Source organism: Micromonospora arborensis (assembly GCF_003205615.1).
Classification (GTDB): Bacteria; Actinomycetota; Actinomycetes; order Mycobacteriales; family Micromonosporaceae; genus Micromonospora; species Micromonospora arborensis.
Map to the genome: position 1 here is coordinate 1 of NZ_PYBV01000080.1, position 12878 is coordinate 12878.

Genomic DNA, 12878 nt, shown 5'->3' on the forward strand with positions numbered 1-12878 from the left:
CCCCCCGCCACACCTTCTGGATCTGGTAGCGGCGGAACGGGAAGGTCAACTTGCCGGCGTTCTCCAGCACGTACCGGGCGAACGGCACGGTCAGGTCGAAGTGCAGCCCGAGTTGGTCGTCACCGCCGGCACCCTCGGCGTCGGCGTGCAGCCGCCGGATCACGTAGACCTCCTTCGAGGTCTCACCCTTGCGCAGCAGCTGGTCCAGCGGCTCCACCGCGCGGGTCTCCAGCGGCGCGAAGCCGTACAGCTCGAAGGTGTCCCGGATCTTCCCGAGCACGAACTGCTCGACCATCCGCTGACCGGGGGTCCACTCCGGGAAACCGGAGATGGGCGTGGGCTTGCTCATCGGCGTACTCCTTGCGGTTCCGCGCCCGCGGCGCGGTGCTGTCGTGGGTCCGCGCGCGGCGCGGAGAAGGTCTAGAGGCCCCGGGTGGGTGCCGCCGGTCGGCCGCCGCCGGCCTGCGCCACCTCGATGAGGTACGGGTTGCTGGCGCGCTCGCGGCCGATGGTGGTGCTGGGGCCGTGGCCGGGCAGCACGACGGTGTCGTCGGCCAACGGAAGGATCTTGTCGCGCAGGCTGGCGAGCATGGCCGGCATGCTCCCGCCCGGCAGGTCGGTGCGGCCGATCGACCCGGCGAAGAGGACGTCACCGGAGAGGCACAGCTCGTCAGCCTCCCAGCCCGACCCGGCACCCGGCACCCGGAACAGCACCGACCCGCCGGTATGGCCCGGGGCGTGGTCGACGGCGATCTCCAGGCCGGCGAGGGTGAGGGTGGCGCCGTCGGTCAGCTCCGCCACGTCATCCGGCTCGGTGTAGCTCAGCCGACCGCCGAAGAGCGACGTCAGGTCCGCCGAGAGGCCCTTGGACGGGTCAGCCAGCATCTCCCGGTCACCCGGGTGCACGTAGGCGGTGATGCCACGCGCACCGCAGACCGGCGCGACCGAGAAGGTGTGGTCGAGGTGGCCGTGGGTGAGCAGCACGGCGGCCGGATGCAGGCGGTGCTCGGCGAGCAGCGCGTCGAGCTGGTCGAGCACCCCGATGCCGGGGTCGACCACCACGCACTGCTCCCCCGGCGCGGTGGCGACCACGTAGCAGTTGGTGCCGAAGGCGTCCGCGGGAAAGCCGGCCACGAGCACGGGCGCTGTCCTCTCCGTCGAGCTGCTGTCGTCCTCCGAGCAGCCTAACGGGCGTGCCGAGCGAGTTCGCCGCGTCCGTCCCGCACGCCCCGGAGGGCACAGTGACAACGCCCGATAAGCGCTGCTCGGGACGGGGTGGACCTCGTACACCACATTCCCAGTCACTAGCCGTACACTCTGGCGGGCGTGTGGCGCGGCACACGTGACGCCCGGACGGGCCGGGACGCCCGGCCGCCGGCGACGACCAGGTAGAGGAAAGGGGAGCACGGGTGGCTTCCAGCAGGGACCGGCAGCGCAAACTGGCGCGTGCCAAGCTCGACCGGCAGTTGGCTCGCCGGGCCGCCGCCACGCGGCGGCGTCGGCAGATCCAGGCCGGTGTCGGTGCCGCTCTGATCCTCGTGTTGGTCGTGGCAGGCTCGGCCTGGGCACTCGGGGCGTTCGACTCCGACCCGAAGCAGAACTCGGCCGCGGAGGAGACCTGCCTCTGGACGCCGCAGGACGCGTCGGCCAACACGAACCTCAAGGACGTCGGCACGCCGGCGACCAAGGGCCTGCCCACCGACGGCACGCGGGCGATGACCGTGACCACCAACCAGGGCGGGCCGATCACCGCGGAGCTGAGCCTGACCAACTCACCGTGTGCGGCGGCGAGCATCGCCCACCTGGCGAGCCGGTCGTTCTACGACAACACCAAGTGCCACGAGATCACCGCCGACGGCGCGCTGCGCTGCGGTGACCCGAGCGGCACCGGCCTCGGCGGGCCGACCTACTCGTTCTACGACGAGGAGCTGCCGACCGTGCCGTCGGCGTCCCCGTCGGCCAGCCCGGCCCCCGGCCAGCCGCCGACGTACCCGAAGGGCACCGTGGCGATGATCGCCAACCCGCCGGGCAACAACGGCAGCCAGTTCCTGATCTTCTTCAAGGACTTCACCACCACCGACCCGAAGTACCCGGTGATCGGCCGGGTGACCGGCGGCCTGGACGTGGTGGAGAAGATCGGTGCCCTGCCGACCGTGGACAATGGGACCGGGGCCAAGGTCAAGCCCAGCACCGACGTGACGATTCAGACCCTCACCGTCGGTGAGCCGGTCACCGGTGCGGCACCGGCACCGTCGGCCTCCGGCGCCCCGGCCAGCAGCCCGAGCGCCGGCTGACCGGCCGCCACCACCCACCCAGAAGCGGCACCCAGCAACAGACAGCCAGGAGGATCCAGGCGTGACGTCCACCAGAGAGCGGCAGCGCGCGGCGGCACGCGCCCGGCTCGAGAAGGAGATGGCCGAGCGCGCGGGCAAGGCCCGCAAGCGCCGGCAGACGCAGGCGATCATCAGTGCGGGCGCCGTTCTGGTGCTCGTGGTCGCCGGTACCGTCTGGCTGGCGGTGACCCTCGGCGGCGACGACGACAAGCCCGCCACCAACACCGCGGCGGCCGGCGCCTCCGAGTGCGTGTACAACGCGCTGCCCACCGATCAGCGGCCCCCGCAGATCAAGGACGTCGGGCTGCCGAGCAACCAGCAGTCCGGCACCGGCGTGCAGACCATGACGATCGACACCAACCTGGGCCCGATCACCGCCAAGGTCGACCGGTCGCTGGTGCCCTGCACGGCGGGCAGCTTCAGCTACCTCGCGGAGAAGAACTTCTTCGACAACACCAAGTGCCACCGCCTCGTGACCGAGGGCATCAAGGTGCTGCAGTGCGGTGACCCCAGCGCCACCGGCAACGGCTGGCGGGACACCGACGGCCAGGGCGGCCCTAGCTACCGCCTGCCCGAGGAGAACCTGCCCACCGACAAGCGCCCGCCGTACCCGGAGGGTGTCATCGCGATGGCCAACTCCGGCCAGCCGGGCAGCACCGGCAGCCAGTTCTTCATCGTCTACGGCGACTCGCCGCTGGACCCGGCGTACACGGTCCTGGGCACCATCACCGGTGGCCTGGACATCGTCAAGGACGTGGCCAAGGCCGGCGACGACGGGGCGTTCGCCCAGCAGGCCGGCGGTGGCCACCCGAAGAAGGAGGTCATCATCAAGGACCTCGCGATGAGCGCGCCGCAGGGCTGACACCAGCGCAGACGACCAAGCGCCCGCCGGCTGAGCCGGCGGGCGCTGTCGTGTGCGGGGTACGCCTCAGGCGCCGGAGGTGACCCGGTACGCGTCGAAGACGCCGTCGACCTTGCGGACCGTGGCCAGCAGGTGGCCCAGGTGCTTCGGGTCGGCCATCTCGAAGCTGAACCGGCTCACCGCCACCCGGTCGCGGGTGGTGGTGACGGTGGCGGAGAGGATGTTGACCCGCTCGTCGGAGAGCACCCGGGTGACGTCGGCCAGCAGCTTGTGCCGGTCCAGTGCCTCGACCTGGATGGCGACCAGGAACGTCGAGGCGGAGGTGAGCTTCCAACTCACCTCGACCACCCGCTCGCTCTGCGCGCGTAGGTCTTCGGCGTTGGCGCAGTCGTCACGGTGCACGCTCACACCGCCGGAGCGGGTGACGAAACCGAACACCGAATCCGGTGGGACCGGGGTGCAGCAGCGGGCCAGCTTGATCCAGACGTCGCTGACGCCCCGGACCACGACACCGGGGTCGCTGCTGCTCTGCCGGCTGCGCGGTGGCCGGGTGGCGACGGCGGTCTCGGCGATGTCCTCCGCCGCGCCCTCCTCGCCGCCGTACGCGGCCATCAGCTTCTGCACCACCGACTGCGCGGAGACCTGGCTGTCGCCGACCGCCGCGTAGAGCGAGGCCACGTCGGCCAGGTGCAGGTCGCGCGAGATCGACATGAGCGCGTCGGAGGTGAGCATCCGCTGCAGCGGCATGCCCTGCTTGCGCATCGCCTTGACGATCGCGTCCTTGCCGGCCTCGATCGCCTCCTCGCGCCGCTCCTTGTTGAAGTACTGGCGGATCTTCGTCCGGGCGCGGGGACTCTTGACGAAGCCCAGCCAGTCCTGGGTGGGGCCGGCGGTCTCGGACTTCGAGGTGAAGATCTCGATCACGTCGCCGTTGGACAGCGTCGACTCCAACGGCACCAACTTGCCGTTGACCCGCGCCCCGATGCACTTGTGCCCCACCTCGGTGTGCACCGCGTACGCGAAGTCCACAGGCGTCGACCCGGTCGGCAGCGGGATGACGTCACCCTTCGGGGTGAAGACGTACACCTCCTGGCTGGACAGGTCGAAGCGCAGGGCGTCGAGGAACTCGCTCGGGTCGGCCGCCTCGCGCTGCCAGTCGAGCAGTTGCCGCAGCCAGGTCATCTCGTCGATGTGCGCCGGCGGGCCGACGATCTGGGTGCCCTTGTGCTCCTTGTACTTCCAGTGCGCGGCGATGCCGAACTCCGCGGTGCGGTGCATCGCGTACGTGCGGATCTGCATCTCCACCGGCTTGCCGGTGGGCCCGATGACCGTCGTGTGCAACGACTGGTACATGTTGAACTTGGGCATCGCGATGTAGTCCTTGAAGCGGCCCGGCACCGGCTGCCAGTTGGCGTGGATCACGCCGAGCGCCGCGTAGCAGTCGCGAACCGTGTCGACCAGGATCCGTACGCCCACCAGGTCGTAGATGTCGTTGAAGTCGCGACCCCGCACGATCATCTTCTGGTAGATCGAGTAGAGGTGCTTCGGCCGCCCGGTCGTCTCCGCCTTGATCTTGGCGGCCTTCAGGTCGGTCTGCACCTTCTGCGTCACCTGCCGCAGCAGCGCCTCGCGCTGCGGCTGGTGCTCCCCGATCAGCCGGTTGATCTCCTCGTACCGCTTCGGGAACAACGTGCCGAAGGAGAGATCCTCCAGCTCCCACTTGATCGTGTTCATACCGAGTCGGTGCGCCAGGGGGGCCAGGATCTCCAGCGTCTCCTTGGCCTTCTGCTCCTGCTTGGGGCGGGGCAGGAACGTCAGGGTGCGCATGTTGTGCAGCCGGTCGGCCAGCTTGATGACCAGCACCCGCGGGTCCTTGGCCATCGCCACGACCATCTTGCGGATCGTCTCGGCCTTGGCCGCGTCGCCCAGCTTGACCTTGTCCAGCTTCGTGACGCCGTCGACCAGCAGGGCCACCTCGCCACCGAAGTCGGCGCGCATCGCGTCGAGGGTGTATTCGGTGTCCTCGATGGTGTCGTGCAGCAATGCCGCGACCAGCGTGGTGGTGTCCATCCCCAGGTTGCCGAGGATGGTCGCCACCGCGAGCGGGTGGGTGATGTACGGGTCGCCGGACTTGCGGTACTGCCCGGAGTGCCACCGCGCGGCCGTGTCGAAGGCGCGCTGGAGCAGGCGGGCGTCGGCCTTGGGGTGGTTGTCGCGGTGGCTCGCGATGAGCGGCTCCAGCACCTCGCTGACCTGCGAGGTCTGCCAGGGCGCGTTGAACCGGGCCAGCCGGGCCCGAACCCGTCGGCCGGTGGGCGCGTTGGACAACCCGAAGCCACCGCTCGGCGACGGGTCGACGCCGGCGTCGCTCGGGAACGGCACCACCACCCCATCGGCGCCGGGGGACGCCTCGGCGCTCGGCGGGCCGCTGGTCGGACGCGCCGCGCTCTCGCCCGCAGCTTTGCCGGAGCCGTTGCCCGTCACCCGGGACGGCGCGTCGCCTGTCCGGTCGGTCACCGAGCCGTCAGCGTCGCCTGTCGGGTGCACCGTGCCCTCCGCCGGAGGGACGACATCGTGGGACACCGGCCTCCTCACCGCTCGCCGGAAACACACCGGCCAAACATCGGCCGGCCTGGTCGCGCGTCGCCGGACGGTGTACCGCCGGCGTCAGCAAAGGGCAATGCTACCCGCACGGACGGTCCCCTGCCGCTCCGCCGGACGGTCGGCGCCGGCTCCGCCCGACGGGTCTGGGATCAAACGGTCAAGAGGGCGTGAACGGGTCGCGGTGCCAGCCGCTTCCGCCCACCCAGGAAGCCGAGCTCCAGCAGCACGGTGAACCCGGCGACGGTTCCGCCGGCCCGCTCGACCAGGTCCAGCGTCGCCTCGGCGGTGCCGCCGGTCGCCAGGACATCGTCGACCACCAGCACCCGGTGCCCGGCGGTGAACGCGTCCTCGTGCACCTCCAGGGTGGCCTCGCCGTATTCGAGGGCGTAGGAGACCGAGTGCGCCGGGCGGGGGAGCTTGCCGGCCTTGCGTACCGGCACCACGCCCACCCCGGCCGCGTACGCGATGGCCGCGGCGACGACGAACCCGCGCGCCTCGATGCCGACCACCACGTCGAAGGTGTCCCGCCCGTGGTGGGCGACGATCCCGTCGGTCACCTCACGGAAGGCCTTCCCGTCGGCGAACAACGGCATCAGGTCCTTGAACATGACGCCGGGCTTGGGGAAGTCGGGCACGTCCAACACCCGGCTGGCCACCAGTCGGGCGGCCTCCGGGCCGCTGTCCCCGCGCGCCGCGGTGCTGTGGGTCTCCGTCACGGCTGTTCCGTTCCCTTCAACGACGACGGCGTCCGGCAATGCTGCTCGCACAGCATGCCGGACGCCGTTCGGGTGTTTCCTGGCGGGTCAGCGCCGCTTGGCGCCACCCGGCCGGCTGCCGCCGCCACCCGGGCGACCGCCCCGGGCACCGGTCGGCCGCTTTACGGCCGGCCGAGCGCCCACCTTGGGGGCGGCACCGGCCAACGCGGCGGCGTCCGGGTCGAGCGGCTCATCGGTCGCGGCGGCCGCGGCCGGGCTCACAGCGCCCTTCCCGGTGACCTCACCGCGGGCGAGCGCGCCCCGGCGGGCCAGAACGCGCTTGTTGTGCGCCTGGATCCGCGGGTCGTAGTTCTTCAGCAGCGCCAGCAGCGGCGTGGCCACCAGGATGGAGGTCAGGAACGCCACCGCCATACCGACGAACAGCACCAGGCCGAGGTCCTTCAGGGTGCCGGCGCCGAGCAGGCCGGCACCGATGAAGAGCAGACCGCCGACCGGCAGCAGCGCGACCACCGAGGTGTTCAGTGACCGCATCAGGCTCTGGTTGACGGCCAGGTTGGCCGCCTCGCCGTACGTCTGGTTGTTGTTGGCGGTGATGCCCCGGGTGTTCTCCTGGACCTTGTCGAAGACCACCACCACGTCGTAGAGCGCGAAGCCCAGGATCGTGAGGAAGCCGATGATCGTCGACGGGGTGACCTCGAAGCCGACCAGCGAGTAGATGCCGGCGGTGAGGATCAGGTTCGTGAACAGGGACGCGACCGCGGCGACCGCCATCCGCCACTCGAAACGCAGGATCAGGTAGACCATGACCAGCGCGATGAAGATGACCAGACCGAGCAAGGCCCGCGAGGTCACCTGGCTGCCCCACGCCTCGCTGACCTGGTTGCCGCTGATCTGGTCCGCGTTGATGCCGAGGTCCCCGGCGATCTGGCCCTTGACCGCGTTGGTCTGCTCGACGCTGAGCTGCGGGGTACGCAGCTCGTAGGTGTCGCCGCCGGTGCCGCCGACCTTCTGTGCGGTGGCCACCTCGATGCCGGTGTTCTGGGCGGCGAGGGCCGAGTTGACCTCCCGCTCGGCGTCCTCCAGGGTGCCGACGCTGGCCGGCACCTGGAACGAGTTGCCACCGGCGAACTCGATGCCGAGGCTGAAGCCGCGCAGCCCGATGCTGAGGAGCGCGATCAGGATCAGGACCCCGGCGACACCGAACCAGAGCTTGCGGCGGCCGACGACGTTGAGACCGGCCTCGCCGTTGTAGAGGCGGCTCGCCAGACCGTTTTGAGCCATCTCAGGCCTCCTTGGCGCGCGGGTTACGGGGCTGAGTCTGCTGCTGGGTGCGGGCCGGCAGCGCACGGCCCAGACCACTGACCCGCGGGGACAGGAACGCCCGGGTCCGGGCGAACATCGTCATGATCGGGTGCCGGAAGAGGAAGACCACGACCAGGTCCAGCACGGTGGCCAGGCCGAGGGCGAAGGCGAAGCCCTTGACCGTGCCGACCGAGACCACGTAGAGCACCACCGCGGAGAGCAGGGTGATCGCGTTGGCCGAGATGATCGTCCGGCGGGCCCGCATCCAGGCGCGGGGCACCGCGCTCCGCGGGCTGCGACCCTCTCGGATCTCGTCCTTCAACCGTTCGAAGTAGATGACGAACGAGTCCGCCGCCACACCGAGCGAGACGATCATGCCGGCGATGCCGGCGAGGGTGAGCGTGAAGCCGATCTGCCGGCCGAGCACCACCAGCGCGCCGAAGACCAGCAGCGCCGAGAGGATGAGGCTCAGGAAGATCACCGAGCCGAGCAGCCGGTAGTAGAAGAACGCGTAGATGATGACCAGCAGCATGCCGATGCCGGCCGCGAGCAGACCCGCCCGCAGGTGGCTGGCGCCCAGGGTGGCGGTGACGTTCTGCGACTCCTGCGGCTCGAAGGTCACCGGCAGTGCGCCGTAGCGGAGCTGGCTGGCCAGCGCGCTCGCGTCCTTCTGGGTGAAGTTGCCGGTGATCTGGGAATTGCCGGTCAGCACGCCCTGGATCTCCGGCGAGGAGACGATCTCGTTGTCGAGCACCACGGCCACGCGGCACTTGCCGTCCTGACCCAGCGCGGTCGCGTCGCAGGCCTGACCCTCGTTGTTGAACGCCTCACGGGTCAGCGCGGTCCACTTGCCCTGGCCGTCGCCCGAGAAGTCCAGGCTGACCACCCAGGCGTTGGTCTGGTCGAGCACCGCGTCGGCGTCGTCCACGTCGGTGCCCTCGACCTTGGCCTGGTCGAGCAGGTACTTCGAAGCGCCGTCCTCGCAGGAGACGACCTGCTGCTTCGGGTCGGAGATCGACGCCGGGGGGCGCTTGTCGAGCTGCGCACACCCGATCGTCGGCACGTTGAACTGCATCTGCGCCGGCAGCACCGCGACCTCTTGCGGCGACAGCGTGCCGAACGGCTTGAGCTTGTCGGCCAGCGACGGGTCGGCGGTCAGGTCGGCGGGGGCCTGCAGCCCGGTCGCGGCCTGCCACGCGGGGGCGCCGACCTTCTGCTCGACGGCCTTGCGCTGCTCCTCGATGCTGGCCGGCACCGGCTCTTCGCTGGCGCTGGGCGCGGCGCTCGGCGTGGCCGAGGCGGACGCGGAGGGGGTCGGCGTGGCGCTGGGCGACGCCGGGGCCATCCCGCCCTGACCGCCACTGGGCGACGAGGTCACCTTCGGCGCGGCGCTGCCGGACGGGGTCGGCGTGGCGCTGCCGGACGGGGCCGGGCTGCCGGACGGGGCTGGGCTGCCCGACGGGGCCGGCGTCGCGGCCGGCGGCGGCACGGCGGCCGTTCCGCTGCCGTCGGCACCCTTGAGCACCTTGCGGAAGCGCAGCTCGGCGGCGCTGCCCACGTCGGTGAGGTCCCGGTTCTCACCGGGCAGGGAGATGACGATGTTCCGGTTGCCCTCGGTGACCACCTCGGCCTCGGCCACGCCGAACGCGTTGACCCGGCTCTCGATGATCTGGCGGGCCTCCTCGAGGTTCTCCGCCGTCGGAGGCTTGCCGTCGACGCTGTTGGTCGCCTCCAGTGTCATCCGGGTGCCGCCGATGAGGTCCAGGCCGAGCTTGGGCTCGAGCCGGTCCTTCAAGCTGCCGCTGGCACCAGAGAAGAACACCAGAAGATAGAGGACCACGAAGATGAACCCGAGCACGGCGAGCTGCCGCCCGGGGCGCATCTGTCCCTGAGGTGGTGCCACGGCTGTCCTGTCTCCCTGTACGGTCGCGCCGCTGTGCGCAGCGGCGGCGGTGTCGGGCCGGGGGTCCCGGCCGACGGGTCTGACCTGAGCCGACGAGATGCCGACACGAGGACCGGACACACCGGCGCGGAACGCCGACGGTCACGGGATCGTGCCGATGTCCGGCGTCGACCCAACTATCCAGTTTTCACGTCTCGTCCGCTGCCCCGTCGGGCGCGGTGGCCCGGAAGCCGGTCGACCGGCCGTACGCCGGACTCGCGACCCCCGGAGAAGGGGGTCAGTCCTTGACGGTGTCGGCGTCCTCGCTGACCGGCTCGCTCGGCAACTCGGCGCGGGTGACCACGCGCGCGATGGCCGGGCGGGCGTAGCGGGTCTGCACGCCCGGAGCGACCTCGATCAGGACGGTGTCGTCCTCGATGCCGGTGACCGTGCCGTAGAGCCCGCCGATGGTCACGACCTCGTCGCCGGGGCCGAGGTTGGACTGCATCGACTCCGCCTCGCGGCGACGCTTCTGCTGGGGCCGGATCATCATGAAGTACATGACGCCGAAGAGCAGGGCGATCATCAGAATCGGCGTGAAACCACCGGCTCCGCTGCCCGCTGCTAAGTACTGCACGGTTACTGACCTTCCCATTGGCCACCTGCCCGGCACGTGGGGTGCCGGAGCGGAGGCGGATTCTCACGTCCTGTACAGACCGCGGCGAAGTCTAAACCCTGCACCTGAGAACACCGAATGCGGCACAGATCACGTTCACATCACGGCTGATCGGTGTCCAAGGAGAACAGATCGGGCGCAGCAGGACTATCCGCACCAAATATACCATTTGGCGGAGTACGTCCCAGATGGTGCCAGGCTGCCTCGGTGGCCACCCGGCCACGGGGCGTACGCGCCAACAGACCCGCCCGGACCAGGAACGGCTCACAGACCTCCTCGACCGTGTCCGGCTGCTCCCCCACCGCCACGGCAAGGGTGGACAAACCCACCGGACCACCCCGGAACGAGTCGACCAGCGCGGTCAGCACCGCCCGGTCCAGCCGGTCCAGACCAAGCGCGTCCACGTCGTACACGATCAACGCGGAACGGGCGGTGTCGAGATCGACCACCCCGTCGGCGCGGACCTCCGCATAGTCGCGGACCCGGCGCAACAGCCGGTTGGCGATCCGCGGCGTGCCCCGGGACCGGCCGGCGATCTCGATCGCGCCCTCGGGGGTGATCGGCACGCCGAGAATCCGCGCCGAGCGGTGCAGCAGCGTCTCCAGATCCGCCGGGGCGTAGAAGTCGAGGTGCGCGACGAAGCCGAACCGGTCCCGCATCGGCCCGGTCAACAGACCCGAACGGGTCGTCGCCCCCACCAGGGTGAACGGCTCGACGTCCAGCGGGATCGCCGTCGCACCCGGCCCCTTGCCGACCACCACGTCGACCCGGAAGTCCTCCATCGCGCTGTAGAGCAACTCCTCCGCCGGCCGCGCGATGCGGTGGATCTCGTCGATGAAGAGCACGTCGCCCTCGGCGAGGCTGGTCAGGATCGCCGCCAGATCCCCGGAACGCTCGATCGCCGGACCGCTGGTCACCCGGATGCCAGCGCCCAGCTCGGCGGCGACGATGTTGGCCAGACTCGTCTTGCCCAACCCGGGCGGGCCGGAGAGCAGGATGTGATCCGGTGGCGACCCCCGCCGCATCGCTCCCTGCAACAACAGGTCGAGCTGATCGCGCACCCGGTCCTGGGCGATGAACTCGGCCAGCCGCCTCGGCCGCACCGTGGCCTCCGCGTCCCGATCGGCGTCGCTGACGTACGCCGAGACAAGCCCGTCGGTCTCGCTCATCGGGTGCGACCAAGCAGGCGGATGGCCTGCTTGAGCAGGACCGGCACCGGCGGCGTCTCGCCCTCGATCGTCTCCGCCACCGCGGCCACCGCCTGATCGGCCTGACCGGCTGTCCAGCCCAGCCCGACCAGTGCCTGCCGAACCTGGTCGGGCCAGTTGCCGCGGGTCACCCCGGTCACGCCGTCGGCGCCGATCGGCACCGGGCCGATCCGGTCGCGCAGCTCCAACACCAGACGTTCGGCGCCCTTCTTGCCGATCCCGGGCACCCGGGTCAGCGCGGCCGTGTCGGCGTTGGCGATCGCCTTGCGCACCGCGTCCGGGGTGTGCACGGCCAACACCGCCTGGGCCAACCGCGGACCCACCCCGCTGGCCGTCTGGAGCAGCTCGAACAGCGACTTGGCGTCGTCGTCGGCGAAGCCGTAGAGAGTCAGCGAATCTTCCCGCACGATCAGGCTGGTGGCGAGCCGGGCGACCTGGCCGACCCGCAGCTCGGCGAGGGTCCCGGGGGCACAGTGCACGGCGAGGCCGACACCGCCGACCTCGATCACCGCCTGATCCGGACCCGTCGCGGTCACCGTGCCGCGCACGCTGGCGATCATCATGCCCCTCCTCGTCGTGCCCGGTCGGCTGCCGCGGCCAGTTTGGAGCGTGTCCCGCCGCGCCACACGTGGCAGATGGCCAGGGCCAGCGCATCCGCGGCGTCGGCCGGCTTCGGTGGCTCGGCCAGCCGCAACAGCCTGGTCACCATGGCGGTCACCTGCGCCTTGTCGGCCTGCCCGGACCCGGTCACGGCCGCCTTCACCTCGCTCGGGGTGTACGTCTGCACCGGCAGACCTGCACGCGCCCCGGCCAACACGGCGACGCCGCTGGCCTGCGCGGTGCCCATCACCGTACGAACGTTGTGCTGGCTGAACACCCGCTCGACGGCGACGCTCTCCGGCTGGTGCTCCGCGACCAGGTCGGTCAGCGACCGGTCCAGGTGCAGCAGGCGCAGCGGCAGGTCGTCGGCCGGGTCGGTGTAGACCACGTAGTAGGCGATCAGCGTGCAGGGACGACCGGGCACACCCTCGACCACGCCCACCCCACACCGGGTCAACCCCGGGTCCACCCCCAACACCCGCACGCCGCACCCTCCCCACCGTCAGCAGTACGTGTGTTCGACACCCTAGCTCCCGCCCTTCCCACCGGCCCCACGGGACACGCCCTCGCCCTCCGAGGGGCGCCCGCGCACCCACACGCCCTGTGGGACATCCGCGCCCCGTCTGGCGGCAGCGGCCCTGGGGCATCCCGCCCGGCGCCACGCGCCACGCGCCACGCGCCCCGCGCCCCGCGCC

General features: G+C 70.9%; 11 protein-coding genes and 1 pseudogene. 2 read left to right on the top strand and 10 right to left on the bottom strand.

The features are described 5' to 3' along the window. Together C7C45_RS32695 and C7C45_RS32700 are read right to left on the bottom strand one after the other, a co-directional pair. Nucleotides 1-349 (bottom strand): annotated as a pseudogene (locus C7C45_RS32695) (histidine--tRNA ligase); the annotation flags it as partial. A gap of 71 nt (nt 350-420) precedes the next feature. Further along, a complete protein-coding gene (locus C7C45_RS32700) occupies nt 421-1140 on the bottom strand; it encodes an MBL fold metallo-hydrolase (RefSeq protein WP_110568753.1) in 720 nt (239 codons plus the stop codon). Nucleotides 1141-1409: 269 nt separating this feature from the next. Here C7C45_RS32700 and C7C45_RS32705 point away from each other — a divergent pair, with 269 nt between their 5' ends. Both C7C45_RS32705 and C7C45_RS32710 read left to right on the top strand, forming a co-directional pair. After that, nucleotides 1410-2294, top strand: coding sequence for a peptidylprolyl isomerase (locus tag C7C45_RS32705; protein WP_110568755.1), 885 nt, complete (start codon nt 1410-1412; stop codon nt 2292-2294). Between the two features lie 61 nt (nt 2295-2355). After that, a complete protein-coding gene (locus C7C45_RS32710) occupies nt 2356-3195 on the top strand; it encodes a peptidylprolyl isomerase (RefSeq protein ID WP_110568757.1) in 840 nt (279 codons plus the stop codon). Nucleotides 3196-3261: 66 nt separating this feature from the next. On the opposite strand, the gene C7C45_RS32715 is transcribed toward C7C45_RS32710, so the two are convergent. The 8 genes from C7C45_RS32715 to ruvC form a co-directional block, all read right to left on the bottom strand. Then, entirely contained in the window at nt 3262-5778 is a 2517-nt protein-coding gene (locus tag C7C45_RS32715; RefSeq protein ID WP_110568759.1) for a RelA/SpoT family protein, read from the bottom strand. 170 nt (nt 5779-5948) lie between these two features. Further along, nucleotides 5949-6515, bottom strand: coding sequence for an adenine phosphoribosyltransferase (locus C7C45_RS32720; protein ID WP_110568761.1), 567 nt, complete (start codon nt 6513-6515; stop codon nt 5949-5951). Nucleotides 6516-6602: 87 nt separating this feature from the next. Further along, nucleotides 6603-7796, bottom strand: a complete 1194-nt coding sequence (gene secF, locus C7C45_RS32725; RefSeq protein ID WP_110568763.1) for a protein translocase subunit SecF — start codon at nt 7794-7796, stop codon at nt 6603-6605. 1 nt (nt 7797) lies between these two features. Further along, nucleotides 7798-9720 (bottom strand): protein translocase subunit SecD, encoded by a 1923-nt coding sequence (secD, locus tag C7C45_RS32730; RefSeq protein ID WP_208641514.1) that lies wholly within the window; start codon nt 9718-9720, stop codon nt 7798-7800. A gap of 277 nt (nt 9721-9997) precedes the next feature. Then, nucleotides 9998-10354: a preprotein translocase subunit YajC gene (yajC, locus tag C7C45_RS32735; RefSeq protein WP_110568767.1), complete on the bottom strand. Its 357-nt coding sequence runs from the start codon at nt 10352-10354 to the stop codon at nt 9998-10000. A 122-nt stretch (nt 10355-10476) separates the two neighbouring features. Then, complete coding sequence (gene ruvB / locus C7C45_RS32740) at nt 10477-11544, bottom strand: Holliday junction branch migration DNA helicase RuvB (protein WP_110568769.1); 1068 nt, start codon at nt 11542-11544, stop codon at nt 10477-10479. Further along, nucleotides 11541-12143, bottom strand: a complete 603-nt coding sequence (ruvA, locus tag C7C45_RS32745; RefSeq protein ID WP_110568771.1) for a Holliday junction branch migration protein RuvA — start codon at nt 12141-12143, stop codon at nt 11541-11543. Before ruvA ends, ruvB begins: the two co-directional genes overlap by 4 nt. After that, nucleotides 12143-12667, bottom strand: coding sequence for a crossover junction endodeoxyribonuclease RuvC (ruvC, locus tag C7C45_RS32750; protein ID WP_110568773.1), 525 nt, complete (start codon nt 12665-12667; stop codon nt 12143-12145). Before ruvC ends, ruvA begins: the two co-directional genes overlap by 1 nt. Between the last annotated feature and the right edge of the window lie 211 nt (nt 12668-12878).